Origin of the sequence: Ruminococcus turbiniformis (genome assembly GCF_020687545.1) — a bacterium.
Lineage (GTDB): Bacteria > Bacillota > Clostridia > Lachnospirales > Lachnospiraceae > Mediterraneibacter > Mediterraneibacter turbiniformis.
On record NZ_JAJEQX010000024.1, the window covers coordinates 49,781 to 66,800 of the forward strand.

The 17,020-nt window shown below is 47.9% G+C and carries 20 protein-coding genes and 1 tRNA gene; 16 read left to right on the top strand and 5 right to left on the bottom strand.

Going from position 1 to position 17,020, the window contains the following annotated elements; genetic code table 11:
* Positions 1 to 4: 4 nt before the first annotated feature.
* From LKD70_RS12840 to LKD70_RS12855, 4 genes are all read left to right on the top strand, one after another.
* Positions 5 to 811, top strand: coding sequence for a hypothetical protein (locus tag LKD70_RS12840; protein WP_227708364.1), 807 nt, complete (start codon positions 5 to 7; stop codon positions 809 to 811).
* Positions 812 to 873: 62 nt separating this feature from the next.
* Positions 874 to 1,872, top strand: coding sequence for a SpoIID/LytB domain-containing protein (locus LKD70_RS12845; protein WP_227708365.1), 999 nt, complete (start codon positions 874 to 876; stop codon positions 1,870 to 1,872).
* 69 nt (positions 1,873 to 1,941) lie between these two features.
* Positions 1,942 to 2,745 carry a M23 family metallopeptidase gene (locus tag LKD70_RS12850; RefSeq protein ID WP_227708366.1) on the top strand — a complete coding sequence of 268 codons (804 nt, stop codon included), beginning with the start codon at positions 1,942 to 1,944 and terminating at the stop codon, positions 2,743 to 2,745.
* A 193-nt stretch (positions 2,746 to 2,938) separates the two neighbouring features.
* Positions 2,939 to 3,217, top strand: a complete 279-nt coding sequence (locus LKD70_RS12855) for a GIY-YIG nuclease family protein (RefSeq protein ID WP_227708367.1) — start codon at positions 2,939 to 2,941, stop codon at positions 3,215 to 3,217.
* Between the two features lie 82 nt (positions 3,218 to 3,299).
* On the opposite strand, the gene rbr is transcribed toward LKD70_RS12855, so the two are convergent.
* The 3 genes from rbr to LKD70_RS12870 all read right to left on the bottom strand — a co-directional run bounded on the left by rbr (position 3,300) and on the right by LKD70_RS12870 (position 4,923).
* Entirely contained in the window at positions 3,300 to 3,836 is a 537-nt protein-coding gene (gene rbr, locus LKD70_RS12860; RefSeq protein WP_227708368.1) for a rubrerythrin, read from the bottom strand.
* 117 nt (positions 3,837 to 3,953) lie between these two features.
* Entirely contained in the window at positions 3,954 to 4,496 is a 543-nt protein-coding gene (locus LKD70_RS12865; RefSeq protein WP_227708369.1) for an NADH peroxidase, read from the bottom strand.
* A 31-nt stretch (positions 4,497 to 4,527) separates the two neighbouring features.
* Positions 4,528 to 4,923, bottom strand: a complete 396-nt coding sequence (locus LKD70_RS12870) for a Fur family transcriptional regulator (RefSeq protein ID WP_227708370.1) — start codon at positions 4,921 to 4,923, stop codon at positions 4,528 to 4,530.
* Between the two features lie 368 nt (positions 4,924 to 5,291).
* Between LKD70_RS12870 and LKD70_RS12875 the strand changes: the two genes are divergently transcribed.
* Both LKD70_RS12875 and LKD70_RS12880 read left to right on the top strand, forming a co-directional pair.
* On the top strand, positions 5,292 to 6,410 hold the full coding sequence (locus tag LKD70_RS12875; protein WP_227708371.1) for a C40 family peptidase: 1,119 nt from the start codon (positions 5,292 to 5,294) through the stop codon (positions 6,408 to 6,410).
* Positions 6,411 to 6,917: 507 nt separating this feature from the next.
* Positions 6,918 to 7,127: a DUF1858 domain-containing protein gene (locus LKD70_RS12880; protein ID WP_227708372.1), complete on the top strand. Its 210-nt coding sequence runs from the start codon at positions 6,918 to 6,920 to the stop codon at positions 7,125 to 7,127.
* 85 nt (positions 7,128 to 7,212) lie between these two features.
* Here LKD70_RS12880 and LKD70_RS12885 read toward each other — a convergent pair whose 3' ends face one another.
* Complete coding sequence (locus LKD70_RS12885) at positions 7,213 to 7,929, bottom strand: adaptor protein MecA (RefSeq protein ID WP_227708373.1); 717 nt, start codon at positions 7,927 to 7,929, stop codon at positions 7,213 to 7,215.
* A 442-nt stretch (positions 7,930 to 8,371) separates the two neighbouring features.
* Between LKD70_RS12885 and LKD70_RS12890 the strand changes: the two genes are divergently transcribed.
* The 10 genes from LKD70_RS12890 to LKD70_RS12935 all read left to right on the top strand — a co-directional run bounded on the left by LKD70_RS12890 (position 8,372) and on the right by LKD70_RS12935 (position 16,645).
* Complete coding sequence (locus LKD70_RS12890; protein ID WP_227708374.1) at positions 8,372 to 8,611, top strand: hypothetical protein; 240 nt, start codon at positions 8,372 to 8,374, stop codon at positions 8,609 to 8,611.
* A gap of 128 nt (positions 8,612 to 8,739) precedes the next feature.
* Complete coding sequence (locus LKD70_RS12895; protein ID WP_227708375.1) at positions 8,740 to 10,689, top strand: glycosyl hydrolase family 18 protein; 1,950 nt, start codon at positions 8,740 to 8,742, stop codon at positions 10,687 to 10,689.
* 90 nt (positions 10,690 to 10,779) lie between these two features.
* Positions 10,780 to 11,478 (top strand): N-acetylmuramoyl-L-alanine amidase family protein, encoded by a 699-nt coding sequence (locus LKD70_RS12900; RefSeq protein ID WP_227708376.1) that lies wholly within the window; start codon positions 10,780 to 10,782, stop codon positions 11,476 to 11,478.
* Between the two features lie 39 nt (positions 11,479 to 11,517).
* Positions 11,518 to 13,044 carry an L-threonylcarbamoyladenylate synthase gene (locus tag LKD70_RS12905; RefSeq protein ID WP_227708377.1) on the top strand — a complete coding sequence of 509 codons (1,527 nt, stop codon included), beginning with the start codon at positions 11,518 to 11,520 and terminating at the stop codon, positions 13,042 to 13,044.
* On the top strand, positions 13,041 to 13,673 hold the full coding sequence (gene upp / locus LKD70_RS12910) for a uracil phosphoribosyltransferase (protein ID WP_227708378.1): 633 nt from the start codon (positions 13,041 to 13,043) through the stop codon (positions 13,671 to 13,673). The genes LKD70_RS12905 and upp overlap by 4 nt, the downstream gene beginning before the upstream one ends.
* Before the next feature lie 83 nt (positions 13,674 to 13,756).
* On the top strand, positions 13,757 to 14,245 hold the full coding sequence (locus LKD70_RS12915) for a deoxycytidylate deaminase (protein ID WP_227708379.1): 489 nt from the start codon (positions 13,757 to 13,759) through the stop codon (positions 14,243 to 14,245).
* Positions 14,242 to 15,087, top strand: a complete 846-nt coding sequence (locus LKD70_RS12920) for a fumarate hydratase (protein ID WP_227708380.1) — start codon at positions 14,242 to 14,244, stop codon at positions 15,085 to 15,087. Before LKD70_RS12915 ends, LKD70_RS12920 begins: the two co-directional genes overlap by 4 nt.
* A 58-nt stretch (positions 15,088 to 15,145) precedes the next feature.
* Entirely contained in the window at positions 15,146 to 15,712 is a 567-nt protein-coding gene (locus LKD70_RS12925; RefSeq protein ID WP_227708381.1) for a Fe-S-containing hydro-lyase, read from the top strand.
* Positions 15,709 to 16,419, top strand: coding sequence for a lysophospholipid acyltransferase family protein (locus tag LKD70_RS12930; protein WP_227708382.1), 711 nt, complete (start codon positions 15,709 to 15,711; stop codon positions 16,417 to 16,419). Before LKD70_RS12925 ends, LKD70_RS12930 begins: the two co-directional genes overlap by 4 nt.
* Positions 16,420 to 16,557: 138 nt before the next feature.
* Positions 16,558 to 16,645 (top strand) — tRNA-Ser (locus LKD70_RS12935).
* A 164-nt stretch (positions 16,646 to 16,809) separates the two neighbouring features.
* On the opposite strand, the gene LKD70_RS12940 is transcribed toward LKD70_RS12935, so the two are convergent.
* Positions 16,810 to 17,020, bottom strand: a 211-nt coding sequence (locus tag LKD70_RS12940; protein WP_227708383.1) for a hypothetical protein, incomplete at its 5' end; no start/stop codon positions are given.

The following is a 17,020-nucleotide window of genomic DNA, read 5'->3' on the forward strand; positions in this document are numbered from 1 at the left end:
TCTTATGGATTTTGTTTATAATTACAGTTACGAATATGACTATCCGTCATCCTACTATTATCATGATGACCCGGTTCTTGATGTGATTGTACCGATCTATCTGCTTGTGCTGACGATAGCAATTCTTTTTGCGCTGGTAAGCTACGCTGTTTCGTCAGTCGCTCTTTATACGATCGGAAAACGGATGGGAAAAGAACATCCGTGGCTTGCGTTCATTCCGTTTGCCCGGGACTATTTTCACGGCGAGCTTGCCGGAGTGATTGCATTAAAGAGCAAAAGAATCCGCCGCCCGGGGATCTGGAAGCTTGTTCTGCCGATTGTGTATGCTGCGGTTACGGGAATCTTTGCCGTAATTATGATTCTGGCGGTAAGTATCATGATTGCGGTTGGAAGAGTGGGAGGCGTGATTTCGGGAGTTATGATTTTAATTGTCCTGTGTATTGCTCTGACTCTGATAAGCATAATATACATGGCGGGATACACGGTGCTTCAGATTATGGTGGACATTCAGATTTTTGAACGGTTTACTACAAGAAATATGGCGATTGTGCATGCGGTGCTTTCCTCTGTTGTGCCTTTATATGAGGCGATCTGCCTGTTTGTGATGAGGAACAAGCCGTTTAATCCCGGGATGGAGCCTTGTATCACAGGCGCTCCGCCGGTTTCTCCGGTTCCTCCGGTATCACCGGTACATCCGGCAGCAGAGCGGGCTGAGGAGACACCGGTACAGGCGCCGGCAGAGCCGTCGCTCAGAGAAGCAGAACCTTCTGCGGAAACAACGGCACAGACCACGGAAGAGAATGAGTCCTGACAGCGCGCAGGTCTGACATACAGCAGCCCTTCATATACTGAAATATGGAGGGCTGTTTTTTTATGAACCGGTATGCAATTGAACAGAAATTAAAATCATTTTCAGCGTTTCTGATTATTCTGATTCTTCTTCCCTATATTGTGTCAGTATTTGTAAACGGAGTGGATCCCGCGGGAAAAGAGAGCGGGGATCCTTTTTATGTCAGGGTGAAAGTTCCGGAGGAAGAGGAAGCGGACGGAATCCGGGAGGTGGAATGGACGGAATATCTCGCCGGGATTCTTGCAAGGGAAATTCCACCGGATTATGAGCTGGAGGCGATGAAGGCCCAGGCAGTTCTTGTCCGTACTCAGATTTACAGGAGCGCAGCAGAGTCCGGAGATTCTGTTCTGACAGAAGATTACCTTTCCCAGTCTGAGCTTCAGGAACAGTGGAATTCGGACAGGTTTAAGGAAAACTATGAGAAATATATCCGGGCAGTGGAACAGACAGACGATACGGTTCTCATGTATCAGGATAGTTATGCATGGACGCCGTTTCACCAGTCAAGCTGCGGTATGACGAGAAGCGCGGCGGAAGTCATGGGGACGGAAGAATATCCGTATATTGCTGTCAGAGAGTGTCCGCTTGACAAGGAGGCGGAGAATGAGATTCAGGTATTCGAGTTTACCTGCAAAGAGATCCAAAAGCTGTGCAGGGATTTCCTTGTGGCGGAAGACAGCGGCGAGGAGGCGCAGCAGGGCTATACGCCGGATGATTTTGAGATTGTATCCTGCGACAGTGCAGGGTATGTAAGTGAATTGAAAATCGGAAATACGACATGTACGGGAGACCAGTTCCGGGATGCGCTTTCCCTCCCGTCCAGTGCGTTTTCTGTCAGTGCCGCTGCAGAAGACACAGGAACAGTGACAGTTACGACAACCGGAAACGGACATGGTCTCGGAATGAGTTTGTGGACTGCTGAAAAGATGGCAGAGGAGGGATCGGCATTTGAGGAAATTCTTGCCTTCTTTTTTGAGGGAACCGAAATGCGAACGGATATTCAGGAAACAGGTCTGTTTTGAAAGGAAATTTGAGTGCGCACAGAATAATACGGTCATTTCCTGGCAAAAATATAGCCAGAGGTGATGATAATGAATAAGGATGAAAGAACTTCCTCGCTGAAAAAGAAAGGTGCTGCAGTGGGAATCGTGATCTGTTTTGTGGCTGTAATCGCTCTGGCGGGTATATACACATTCAGCAATTATCAGGCAGATCTTGATGCACAGCTTGCAAAAGCCGATGAGCAGGAAGAAATGCTTACAGAGGATGAATCAGAAGAGACTACGACAGACGATATTCTCCTTCCGGAGTCCGAAGAAGGACTCAGCGGGGAGACCGCAGGGGATGAAGATACATCGGATGGGCAGCAGGACATGACGGCACAGAGTACAGAGGAGGAAACACAGGAGAATGCGTATGCAGGTGGGGAGGGGGCGGAAGACGGTTCCGCAGCCTCGGCAGAAGATACATCGGGTGTGTGGTTCAGCGAGGAAAGTACGCTCACATGGCCGGCCAGCGGGGCGGTTATTATGGGATACAGTATGGATGAGACCGTATTCTTCCAGACACTTGAGCAGTACAGCTATAATCCTGCCATGATTATCGCCGGGGAAGCCGGTGAGACAATCGGCGCGTCTGCTGCGGGAATCGTGACGAATATCGAGGAGACGGCGCAGACCGGAATGACGGTAACCCTCGATATGGGGAACGGATACAGCGCGGTTTACGGACAGCTTGCGGATGTTCCGGTGGCGGTCGGCGACTATGTCGGCGCCGGAGAGAGTCTTGGAACACTAAGTGAACCGACAAAGTATTACAGCGTCGAAGGGACCAACCTCTACTTCCAGGTGCTCAAAGACGGAGAGCCGGTTGATCCGATGAATTTTATGGAATAGTTTATGGAGTGGTTTATGGAGTAGCCAGCTTCAGACGACGGGAAAAGCCTTTTTGAACTGCGGGCGCCGGCTTGCAGGGCAAAGAGGCTTTTTAAAAAGGCTTTTTTGCGGTCTATGCGGCCCCGGACAGGCGGCTTTTGTTGAAAAAACGGACGGAATGGATTACAATACATGCAGATGAAAAGGAGTGCCCATGAATTATACATATATTCTCAGATGCAGCGACGGTTCCCTCTATACCGGCTGGACAAATGATCTGGAAAAGAGAGTCAGAGCCCACAACGAGGGAAGGGGAGCAAAATATACAAAATCACGCCGCCCGGTAGTTCTGGCATATTATGAAGAATTTCGCACAAAAGAGGAAGCCATGCGCCGGGAGTGGGAGATTAAACATATGAACCGTGCGGAGAAACTGAAAATAATCGGGGATGAACTCACAGGAAGTATCCGGGGGAACATTCCGGGACTGTAAGCGGCCGCCAAAGCCAATAAAAAGCTGCCTCGCAAAGAGACAGCTTTTCGTATACCTGATAATTCACGGTGATTTTCAGTTTTTAGTAATTCTCGGCTTTTCTCTCAAAGTAAGCCTTCGGATGCGCGCATACCGGGCATACTTCCGGCGCTTCTTCTCCTTCGTAGATGTATCCGCAGTTTCCGCATTTCCATCCGAGAGGAGCCTCGTCCTTGAAGGTCTTGCCCTCGCGGTAGTGATCGAGAAGTCTCTGGTAGCGTTTTTCGTGAGCGGCTTCAACTTTTCCTACGCCGCGGAATTTTGCCGCGAGCTCCGGGAATCCCTCAGCCTCGGCTTCCTCAGCCATGCGTTTGTACATATCGGTCCACTCGTAGTTTTCGCCTGCAGCTGCGTCTGCCAGGTTCTCTTCTACGGTTCCGATACCATGGAATTCTTTGAACCACATTTTCGCGTGCTCTTTCTCCTGATTTGCAGTTTCCTCAAAGATGTTGGCCATCTGTACAAATCCTGCCTTTCTTGCGGCAGATGCGTAGTATGTATATTTGTTGCGTGCCTGTGATTCGCCTGAAAATGCCTCGATCAGGTTCTGTTCTGTTTTTGTGCCTGCATATTTGGACATGATTCTTCCTCCGTATTTTTTATTTGAAAAATGTCGCCTTCGATGAATCTTATTAAATTCTTAAAGACGACATTTTGTTTCCTGGTCAATATTAAGATTTACACAAAGTGGATCTGATTAGCCGAAGTATCTCTTCAGAAGACCCTCGAAAGCTTTTCCGTGACGAGCCTCGTCTCTTGCCATCTCATGAACTGTATCGTGGATAGCGTCAAGGTTAGCTGCTTTCGCACGTTTTGCCAGATCGAACTTGCCTGCTGTAGCGCCGTTCTCAGCCTCTACACGCATCTCAAGGTTTTTCTTTGTGCTGTCTGTAACAACCTCGCCGAGCAGTTCAGCGAATTTTGCTGCGTGCTCTGCCTCTTCGTAAGCTGCTTTCTCCCAGTACAGGCCGATCTCCGGATATCCCTCTCTGTGAGCAACTCTTGCCATTGCAAGATACATACCAACCTCAGTGCACTCGCCTTCAAAGTTTGCTCTTAAGTCAGCAAGGATGTCCTCGCTTACGCCCTGAGCAACACCTACAACGTGCTCAGCAGCCCATGTTCTGTCGCCTGCCTGCTCCTGGAATTTCTCAGCCGGTGCATGGCATACCGGACATTCAGCCGGTGCAGCGTCTCCTTCATAAACATAACCACATACTGTACAAATCCATTTTTTCATAATGCCTGTCTCCTTTTTTTGAATAATATTGTTATGACTTTTTAATGCAGTCACTGCATTCACCATAAAACAGTGTAGAACTTGATGTGATGCGCCCGTCGAAGTTTTCCGCCGCGAGACGGTTGACTTCCTCGATGCTTTTCATATCCAGCTCCAGATCCAGTAATCGTCCGCACTTTGTGCAGAGAAAATGATTGTGCGGTTCGAGCCTTCCATCAAATCTGTCCCCTCCGTCGGGAGTGGAGATTTTAACCGCCTCTCCGATATCTGTGAGAAGATTCAGGTTTCTGTACACAGTGCCGAGACTGATATTGGGAAATTCCTGCTTCACATGCATATAAACTTGATCAGCGGTAGGGTGCTTATCGGTTGTCATCAGGTAATGTTTGATGGATTCTCGTTGCCGACTGTACTTTAAAGCTGTCAATGGGAATCTCCCCTTTCATTTCTAAATGAGAACCGTTATTAAAATAATAATAATAATGATTACTGTAATTAGAATATAATACATTATCCCGCGTTTGTCAACAGGTATTTAAAAAAACTGTTCATTTAATTATAACCTTTTTATAAACAATTAAATATGAAAGAATAATTCTTCTAAAATGTTACAAAATAATTAAAAATTCACGGTAAAAAGATATTGCATGTCGATGAGTGTCAATGAAAACAAGGGAAAATGAGTTGACACAGCATAGCTGTATTGATATAATATCAGCGTAACAAAATTAACAAATGTGTAACATTTAGAACTTCCTACAAAAGATAAACACAACAACAGCAGGGAGGTTTTATATGATTAAAACACACATAAGCCAAAAGATGATCATTTCTGCTGTGGCAGGATTGATCATAATCCCGGGGAGTGCGCTTCGCGCATCGGCTGCAGAGGAGGCAGAGGAACAGCCGTTTGTGCAGGCAGCAGGGATTGAGTCGGTACTGGAGCAGTGCTATGAGACAGATGTAAAAAGCAATATTAATCTCTATCTGGTGCCAACAGAAGAGGGAGAGTATTTGAATATGGCATTTTCTGATACGGGAGATTTTACTTATATCAGAAGTGCCCCGGATGAGAACAGCGGCTGGGTCGGGAAACTTTACGGAGATTCGGCGGCTCAGGTGCTGGAGTATCTGGATGGCTGGACAAAAATCCGGTCAGGATCAGCTGAGGGTTATGTTCCTGCCGATACACTGATTACAGGTGCGGAGGCGGAGGCCAGAGCGGAAGAATATGAGACGAACACAGTCACTGTTACGGCTGACGTGCTCAATGTAAGAGACGGCCAGGGGACCCAGTCTGATATACTGACGCAGGTTACCCAGGGCGGTCAGTATGAAGTTACAGGCGATCCGGTAAACGGGTGGTATCCGATTAAAGTCGGGGAGACGGACGGATGGGTATCCGGCAGTTATGTAACAGAAGAAACTTCCTACTCTTATGGGGAGACAAAAGAGGAGGAAGAGCAGAGAATTGCGGAAGAAAATGCACAGAAGGAGCAGAGTTCGCAGAATATGCCGGAGGGCGGCGGAACACAGGGAGAAGCGTCACAGACGTCTGCCGCCGGTACATCCTTAAGCGGACAGGCCGTGATTGATTATGCCTGCCAGTTTATCGGAAATCCTTACGTGTGGGGCGGTACAAGCCTGACAGACGGGGCTGACTGTTCCGGATTTGTCCAGTCAGTGTATGCGCATTTTGGGATCAGCCTTCCCAGAACTACCTATGATATGGTGAATTCGGGTTATGCCGTGAGCTATGAGGAGGCGGCCCCGGGGGATCTGATTCTTTACGATGGCCATGTAGGTTTGTACATGGGAGACGGCAATATAGTAAACGCCATGAACGAGGCTGACGGAATCGGAATTTGCAGTGCGACATACGCAAATATCATTGCAGTAAGACGAGTTTTATAACTGAAAAAGTCATTCATCAGAGAACGGGAAGAACGGATTTCAAAACGAAACCAGGATTCCCGTTCTTTCGACATAAAAATCATGAAAATAAGCAAAATGCACAAAAATGTTTAGATTTGTAAAAAAACGTCGAAAATGAAAATCAGGAAGTTTTCAACTTATCCACACTGAGATCAACGAAAAACGTGGAAAAAGTGAGCCTTTCTTCAGAGTTATCCACATTATCCACACGAAAACATATGTTTTTGGTGAATTACTCAGGAAGAAAAAAAGAACGGACGTTTTGGTGAGTTGTTATGAAAATGTAAAATTGTCGAAAAAAATCGGATTTGTTATTGACTTTTAAGTATTCAAAAAAGCATAAGAACGGCTATCCTGTGTCAGAAAATTCAGAAAAAACAGTTCCTTTCCAGCTGTATAAAATGAAAAACACGGTTGATAATTTAATTGCAAGGGATTATAATATAATCCACTGAGAAATATCAATATATTAAGGAGGAAATAGAAATGGCACAGGTTTCTAAAGATACAAAAATCGGCGAACTTCTGAACATCTTTCCGGAGTCAGCGCCTATTCTGATGGAAATCGGAATGCACTGCCTCGGATGCCCGGCTTCCCAGATGGAGACTCTTGAGGAAGCTGCTATGGTTCATGGGATCGACAGCGCGCTTCTTGTGGAGAAGATCAATGCTGCAATGAAGGCAGCAGGCAAATAGAACGAAAGCAGGTATGAAAAAGCAAAAACCCCGGGATCCCGGGGTTTTTTGCTGTCCTTTGGAATTTTTGCCGGACTTTTGCAGTTTACAGAGAGGATAACTTCTGCACTGCGTCCGCAGATATAATAATCTCACAGTGCTCTTCGAGGAATGCAAGTACAGAGGCATCTGCCTTTTCCGGTGATCCGTATTCGGAGAGCATGTTGCAGATCTTATTAAATTCATTATCAGAGTGCTCCGACGGGGCAAGAGCCAGCAGAAACATTCCGCCTGCACTGTCCTTGTAAAGCGTGTTGGCGCCGCTGTATATAACGGCTGCGAGACGGGATGCCCGGATCACATCGTCCAGCGTCTCAAATGAGAAAAGACGGACTGAAAACGGAACGGTCCCGCTGGTCGTCTCAGGCACTCTCGTGTCAGCTGCCGCTTCTTTTACCTTGTTCAGAAGATTCAGAAACTCGTCGGCGCCCTGGAGTTTTTCCAGCGCCTCCGTGCTGAACGGTTCCGGATCTGCGGACGGGGTAAACTTTGAGAAGCGCGTGTCAAGTTCTTCCGGATCTTCCACTTTTGTTATGATAAGAACAATGGAATCAGAAGAAGCGGGAATGGCCTCGATCATGAGAGGAATATTTTCCGCCTCAAAACCAAAGTCAAACGAAGCCTGCTGCATCATATCCCGGAACAGGGACTTTGCCTTTTCTGTGCCATATGCCAGTTCGCTGAGCTTTAGATGCCGCGCTGCCAGATCGGCGTGGGTCAGTGTACAGCGAATCTGATTTTCATTAAGTTTCTCTATTTTCATAAAATCACATCCTTATATATATAAGATAATATGCACACCAATTACAATTAGATACATATTCTCAACATTAGTATAAACAAAAAGAGGAAAGATGTAAAGATAAACCGGAAACACTTATCAACAAATTCCCTTATGTTACGCACAATAAACACATTGAAATCAGAACCGGACGCCCATATAATGGCAGTTACAAAAGATGGTATTCCCGATAAATAAATTTCTGCGAAAGGAGGAAAGAAGGCTGCATTTCTGTTATTTCTGGATCAGATGCCGGAGCTCCCGGCAGATTACCCGCTATACAGGAAAGGATGAATAGGAACCCGCTGCAGATGCTGCTGTCTTTTGTTCCGCCGCCGGTCCGATGGTATGTCACGAGAATCTCCTTTGGCTACGGGCGGACGCACTGTTTATCGCAATCTGCAGAGAAAGGAGTATACGAAAGATGAAAATGGATGAAACAGGGTACATGGAAATGTTTGCGGAACTCGAAGATTATGAGAGGAAGGGAATCGATATTTCCCTGAACGGATACCGGGTCAGTCCGCTGCAGATCGTGACAGCCTGTATGACAAAAGAGGAAGGAACTTATATGCGCGATTACGTTATGAATCGGGAAGGCAACATAGAAGCGCTCAGATTTACAGAGATCAATGAATACAGCCGGGCAGAAACAACCCCTTGACTGCCGGATGAAAATTGGCTGAAAAGCGGCTGTATGACAGAGAATCGTTTAAAAACCTCCAAATAAGAGAAATTATTAATGACGAAAAATGAAAATATGTTATAATAATTCCGGATAGGAGGTGCGGCATGGACGAAAGAAGAAGAAAGGGCATGACTTCGCCGCGGACCGGGTCAAATGGTACACGCAGAAGACGCCCGGACAGAAACGCCCAGAGACCGGAAAGCAGTTCGGGCCGGTACCGACAAGGACCGGTGAAAAGAAGCAGCAGAGCAAGGAGAAGACGGCGCAATACAGTGATACGCTGGCTGATATTTATCATATTGATCATGGCGGCGGTCGGAGGTTTTCTGATCTGGCAGAGATACGGTCCGTCTGATGAGAGAGCCGATCTGGAACAATATTATGAGCTGGAAGAAGACAATGACCTTGCTGTGATTATTGATAATGAAGTTATCAGAAGGTCTGATGCTGTATCGTATACGTCAGATCAGGCGGAGGCTCAGAACAGTCCTGCGCCGGGCAAGATATATGACGGGCAGTACTATATTGAGTATTCGGTTGTCCGTGACCACATCAACAAACGATTTTACTGGGATTCAAATGAGAATCTGCTGCTGTACACTCTGCCGGAAGGAAATGTTTCGGTGGAAGTGGGGAGCAGTGAATATACAGACATAACAGAGACAAAGAGCGCGGATTATGTGATACTGAAAACCGAAGGCAGTACAGCGTATATAGCCCTTCCGTTCATCCAGGAGTATACGAACATGGAGTTTACGGTGTACGATGATCCGTCGCGGGCCGTGATTACTTCCGAGTGGGGAGAAAAGCAGACTGCCGAGCTTAAGAGAGATACGGAAGTCAGATATCTGGGAGGTGTGAAGAGCCCCATCCTTACAGATGTCGAAAAATCTGACAAAGTCACCATCCTGGCGGATGAAGATGACTGGATGCAGGTTGCTACGGAGGATGGATACGTCGGCTATGTCCGGACAAGCACGCTTGGAGATATCAATGTGGAGACCACTTCCAGGGAGTTCGAGGAGCCGGTGTACACGAACATTTCCAAAAACTATACGATCAACATGGCATGGCATAACGTGACAAACGAGACTGCCAACAGCTATATTCTCGAGACAATTGCAGGAACAAAGGGGCTGACAACTCTTGCGCCCACATGGTTCAGTCTCGCGGATACTGAAGGAAATATCAGTTCCCTGGCGGATGCGGATTATGTCAACTATGCACACCAGTCCAATCTGGAAGTGTGGGCAGTGCTGCGGGATTTCCACGGGGGGATCAACTCTTACGATGAGACATATGAAGTGCTCAGCTATACGTCCAAGAGAACCCGGGTTATCAACCAGGTGATTGCGGAAGCCCTTCAGGCTGGTATTGATGGAATCAATCTGGACTTTGAGCTGATTTCCGAGGAGTGCGGTGAACACTACATCCAGTTTGTACGGGAGCTGTCTGTCAGATGCAGGCAGAACGGACTTGTGTTCTCTGTGGATAATTATATGCCGCAGCCCTACAACAGTCACTATGACATTCAGGAGCAGGGTGAAGTCGCGGACTATGTAGTGCTTATGGGATACGATGAGCATACGGACGGTTCCTATGAAGCCGGGTCTGTGGCGTCGATCGGATATCTGGAAGACGGTATTGCAACGGCACTGGAGTCGGTTCCGGCGGAGAAACTGATCGGAGGTATTCCGTTCTTCACGAGACTCTGGCTTGAGACGCCGAAAACAGAGACCGAGCTGGCAGAAGAGGCGGGGACGGAAGCGGCGTCTTACCCGAACAACGTCGAGAGCTGGGCTTATGGAATGAGTGACGCTGCGGAAGTTCTGAGCAGCGCCGGAGTCGAGGCACAATGGGACGAGACGACAAAACAGAATTACGCCGAATGGGAGGCGGACGGAGGCACCTATAAGATCTGGCTTGAAGATAACCAGTCTCTGGAAGAAAAGCTGAAGGTGATCCGCGAGAACGGTCTTGCCGGTGTGGCTGAGTGGAGTCTTGGAATGGAAGATTCCAGCGTGTGGGATCTGATTCTTCAGTATGTGAATTAGCGCCCCGTGATAATTTTTAAACCGTGAATATCATGAAAGGGACATCCTCTTTTCGCATATATTTTTGTATGTGCGGAAGGAGGATTTCTTATGAAAAAGAAGGCGGGGGTTATACTGCTTATGGCAGTTCTGGCAGCAGTCATGCTGATATGCCACAGCGCGGGGCAGCGGCTTTTGGAAGGAGTGAAAAAGACCAGCGAGACGTCGGGAAGAGCGGGGCGCATGTCGGATCAGCTCGTTGTTCTGGACCCGGGCCACGGCGGCATGGACTGCGGAAAGCAGGGAGTGAACGGAATTGAAGAAAAAGAAGTAAATTTAAAAATTTCGTTGCAAATAAAAGAGATTCTTAAAAAGGAAAATATTGACGTTGTTCTCACGAGGGAAGATGATGACCGGCTTGCAGATACACAGCGGGCGGATCTGGAAGAACGCGTCAGCATCATGAATACGCTAAAACCGGATCTTGCGGTCAGTATTCATCAGAACAGTTACAGTGATGCGGGCGTAAAGGGAGCGCAGGTGTTTTATTATGAAGGTTCAGAAGCCGGGGAGGAAGCTGCCGGGGCAGTACAGGAGAAACTCAATCAGATTGACCCGAAGAAGGCGCGGGAAGTGAAGGCAAACAGCACATATTATATACTGAAAAATGCGGATGTTCCGGTGATTATCGCGGAGTGCGGATTCTTAAGCAACCCGGAGGAAGCAGAACTGCTTGCTGAAGAAGAATACCAGCGGACAGTGGCCGAGGCAGTGGCCTCGGGAGTGGTGCTCTGGCTGAACGGTAAATAGGAGTTTTTTTTTACATTAAATAATGGTATAATGAAATTCATGGAGACAAAAATAAAAAAGATAGATAAAAACAAAATAGATCAAAACATAATAGAGGAAGCAGGGAAACTTCTGCGGGACGGGTGCCTTGTGGCATTCCCGACAGAGACTGTCTATGGCCTCGGCGCCGATGCGCTGCAGGAGGAAGCGGCAAGAAAGACTTATGAGGCAAAGGGGCGTCCGTCTGACAATCCGCTGATTGTACACATTGCGGATTATGAAGACCTGAGAAAGATAGCGGTAAATATTCCCGCGGAAACAGATATTCTGGCCTCTCATTTCTGGCCGGGCCCTCTGACGATGATTTTTGAGAAGAGTGATATCGTTCCATACGGGACAACAGGAGGGCTCGACACAGTGGCGGTGCGGATGCCGGTGGATCCGATTGCGCAGGCGCTGATCCGTGCTGCGGGCGGTTTCGTGTCGGCGCCCAGTGCCAATACATCGGGGCGTCCGAGTCCGACGACGGCAGAGCATGTGAGAGAGGATCTTGACGGCAGGATTGATATGATTCTTGACGGCGGAACCGTAGATATCGGTCTGGAATCTACGATTCTTGATATGACAGTCAGTCCTCCGATGATACTGAGGCCGGGAGCAATCACTTCGGAAATGTTCGAGGAGGTCATCGGGCCGGTGAGCGTGGATGAGACGCTTCTCGGGGATGAGAGCGACAAGGCGCCGAAAGCTCCGGGAATGAAGTACAGACATTACGCACCGAAGGCGAAACTGATGATTGTAGAAGGGGATATCCGCGAGGAGATCCTGGCGATCCGTCAGCTTGCCTATGCTGCGCACAGGGAAGGGAAAAAAGTCGGGATTATTGCGACAAACGAGACGGTTCCCTTCTATAAATACGGTACAGTAAAAAATGTGGGAACCCGGGAGAACGAGAAGACGATAGCGCACGGTCTGTACCGGGTGCTGCGTGAGTTTGACGATGAAGACGTAGAGGAGATATACAGCGAATCGTTTGCCGCGCAGGGAATTGGAAAAGCGATTATGAACCGTCTGGAGAAAGCCGCGGGCCATCTTCGGATTCCGGCGTCGGCGGTGGTGAAGCAGCAGAAATACCGGAGTATCATTTTCGTGAGCGGTACGGATGCTGCCAGAGGGCCCATGGCTGCGGAACTGTTAAGGCATTATGATCTGAAACAGGAGTACGTGATCCACTCGAGAGGTATGGTCGTTCTGTTCCCGGAACCTGTCAACCAGAAAGTAGAGGCGATTATGAAGAGCGCACAGATGACGCTGGAAGGGCATGTGTCCCGCCAGTTTGAAGCGGATAATATGCAGGAAGATGCGCTGATTCTCACGCTGGATACGGCTCAGAAAGAAAAAATTCTCGGTGAGTATGGCGGGGAAGGAAATGTGTACACTCTGAATGAATTTATCGGAGATGAGAGAGAGATTCCCAATCCGTACGGCGGACCGCTGTCTGCGTACGGAGAATGTTTTGAGGTACTGAGCCGGCTGATTGCCAGGCTCGCAGAAAAACTTGATTCACTTGCGGAGGAGGAAAAATGACAGGGAAAATTACAGTGATGGACCACCCGCTGATCGCACATAAGATCAGCTACATCAGACAGGAGAACGTAGGCACGAAAGAGTTCCGGGAAGTGATCGGCGAGATTGCGCAGCTTATGTGTTATGAAGCCACGAGAGATCTGAAGACGCGTGATGTGCGGATTCAGACGCCGATTGCGGAGATGACAGGGAAGACGCTTGACGGAAAGAAACTTGCGATTGTTCCGATTCTCAGGGCGGGACTCGGTATGGTAGACGGAATGCTGTCTCTCATTCCGGCGGCCAAGGTGGGACATATCGGGCTTTACCGGGATCCGGAGACTCTCGAACCGATAGAATATTACTGCAAACTCCCGGCAGACTGCGGCGACAGAGAAGTGTTTGTTGTGGATCCGATGCTGGCGACAGGAGGATCCAGCGTGGCAGCGATCAGAATGTTGAAAGAAAAAGGCGTGAAACATATCCGTTTCTTATGTATTATTGCGGCACCGGAGGGTGTGAAGCGCATGCAGGAGGAGCATCCGGACGTAGATATCTATATTGGTGCTCTGGATGAGAAGCTGAACGATCACGGCTATATTGTGCCGGGACTCGGAGATGCGGGCGACCGTATATTTGGTACAAAATAGGATGATCCGGATTCCTGACTGAGACAGGATTATGTCAGGAATCGGGGAAAATATAATATATAAGGATAAAGGAGCTGAGGCCGATGTCGGAGAAAAGAACGGATTACCTGTCCTGGGATGAATATTTTATGGGAGTGGCAATGCTTTCGGGGATGAGATCGAAGGATCCGAATACCCAGGTGGGCTGCTGCATAGTGAGTCAGGATAATAAGATTCTGTCGATGGGATACAACGGTTTTCCGATCGGCTGTTCCGATGATGAATTTCCCTGGGCGCGGGATGGAGAAGACCCGCTGGAGACGAAGTATGTATATTCAACGCACAGTGAGCTGAATGCGATACTGAATTACAGTGGAGGCAGCCTTGCCGGTGCAAAGCTTTATGTTTCGCTTTTTCCGTGCAACGAGTGCGCGAAGGCAATTATACAGTCGGGGATCAGAGAAGTGATCTACGACTGCGACAAGTATGCGGACACCCCCAGTGTGAAAGCGTCCAAAAGGATGATGGATGCGGCCGGCGTGAGATATCATCAGTACCATCGGTCGAACAGAAAGATAGAGATTGAATTATGATACGGACAGTTCAGGTAGAAGAAATTACGGAAAATATAAAAGATATGTGCATCAAAGCAGCGCATTTCCTGCCGGAAGATATGCGCGGGGCAATGAAATGTGCTGAGAAAAATGAAAAATCTCCCCTTGGAAGACAGATTCTCGAACAGCTGGAAGAGAATCTGTCTATCGCTGCGGAAGAGATGATCCCGATCTGCCAGGATACGGGAATGGCAGTTGTGTTTCTTGAGATCGGACAGGATGTCCATTTTGAGGGCGGAAGCCTGGAAGAAGCGGTAAATGAGGGCGTGCGCAGAGGATATACGGAAGGCTATCTGAGAAAATCAGTGGTGAAGGATCCTCTGATCAGAGAGAATACAAAGGACAATACCCCCGCGGTGATTCATGAAAAGATTGTTGCGGGAGACAGGGTGAAAATTACGGTGGCTCCGAAGGGGTTCGGAAGTGAAAATATGAGCCGTGTATTTATGCTCAAGCCCGCGGAAGGGGAAGAGGGTGTAAAAAATGCTGTAATCACAGCTGTAAAAGAAGCGGGACCGAATGCGTGTCCGCCGGTTGTCGTCGGTGTCGGAATCGGGGGTACGTTTGAAAAGTGCGCGCTTATGGCGAAAGAGGCGCTTTTAAGAGAGGCAGGAAGTCATTCTCCGGTTCCTCATATAAAAGAAATGGAGGAAGAGCTTCTCCGGAAAATCAATATGCTGGGAATCGGCCCGGCCGGACTGGGCGGCACAACGACAGCGCTGGCAGTAAATGTTAATTCATATCCAACGCATATTGCGGGCCTGCCGGTGGCGGTAAATATCTGCTGTCATGTGAACCGGCACATTGTGAGAACAATCTGAATCAGTACAGGCAGCTCGCTGTCAGGTTACTGCTGAGTATTTGGAAAGGAAACAGGTTATGGACAGACACATTACTGCACCGATCGATAAGGAGACTGCGCAATCGCTGAGCGCCGGAGACTATGTCTACATCTCGGGGACAATCTATACGGCGAGAGATGCGGCGCATAAAAGAATGGATGAGATCCTTCAGAAGGGAGGGAAACTTCCTGTTGATCTGAAGGGGCAGGTGATTTACTATATGGGTCCTTCCCCGGCCAGGGAAGGAAGGACGATCGGTTCGGCAGGGCCGACGACTTCGAGCAGAATGGACAAGTACACGCCGCGCCTGCTGGATCTTGGAATGCGTGCTATGATTGGGAAGGGTAAACGGACGGCTGAAGTGACAGAGGCGATTGTGAGAAACGGCGCGGTTTATTTTGCTGCGGTCGGGGGAGCGGGGGCGCTTCTCTCAAAATGCATCACATCATCAGAAGTAGTGGCATATGAAGATCTCGGCACAGAGGCTATCCGCAGACTGACTGTTGAAAACTTCCCGGTGATCGTCGTGACGGACAGCAGAGGAAATAATCTGTATGAAACTGCCGCAAAAGAATACTGCTGCATGGAGGATGCTGAAAAATGAAGCGGATTTTACTAATGGTGTTCAGAAATATATTTCTCGTTCCTTATGCGTGGTGCAGGCTTTGCTACAGGGCAGCGCACGTTAATAAATATACAGAGGAGGATATGTATGAATTCCTTCGCTGGATTGACCTGCATGCGAACAAAGGCGGCAACGTGCATATAGACGCACACGGGGTTGAAAATATTCCGGAGCAGAACGGATTCGTGTTCTTTCCGAATCATCAGGGGCTTTATGACGTGCTGGCTGTGATAGAGGCATCCCCGCGTCCGTTTTCGGTTGTGGCTAAAAAGGAAATTGCCAATATTCCTTTTCTGAAACAGATTTTTGCATGCATGAAGGCGTTTATGCTTGACCGGGAAGACGTCCGTCAGGCGATGGAAGTGATTATCAATGTAACCAAAGAGGTGAAAAAGGGCAGAAACTATCTGATCTTTGCAGAGGGGACCAGATCGAAGAACGGAAACCGTGTCGGGACGTTTAAAGGAGGCAGTTTTAAATGCGCAACAAAATCGAAATGCCCGATCGTACCGGTTGCCCTTGTGGATTCGTTTAAGCCGTTTGATATGAATTCGGCAGCTCCGGTGACGGTACAGGTGCATTTTCTGAAGCCGCTTTTATATGAAGATTATAAAGATATGAAGACAACGGAGATTGCGGAGCTGGTGCAGGAACGGATACAGACGATGATAAATGAAAACATATAAAAAATATTCTAATTTCTTTTTGTTTTTTTAAAATTTTCCGTTGACATTATGGGGTGTGTTTAGTATAATAAATTTCGCACTATTAGTGCAGAACTGAATAATTGCTGCGTTTATAATGCGCGGTCGCATTCAGAATCTGGAGAAATACTCAAGAGGCTGAAGAGGCGCCCCTGCTAAGGGTGTAGGTCGGGAAACCGGCGCGAGGGTTCAAATCCCTCTTTCTCCGTTTGATATTATTCGCAAAACTACTGGGATATCCAGTAGTTTTTGTATATTATATGTCAAATTGTGGATAATATCATGTAAAAATACCAGATGTGGTGCTTTCAGGAAAAAGTTGAAAAACTTGTAAAAAAAGGTTGACAATTGAAAGCGCAAATGGTATTATATCTAAGCTGACTCGTGCGAGGCAGCAAAAAACAAAGAAAAATAAAAAAGTTCTTGACAAACGAAAACAGCTTTGATATAATAAATAAGCTGTCGCTTGAAAAGAACGACAGGAACCTTGATAACTGAACAATAGACAACAACCCTTGAAAATTTCTTTGAAGAGAAAATTTTTCGAACAGCGGAGGCTGTGCGAGCAAGGCGGCAGACTGGA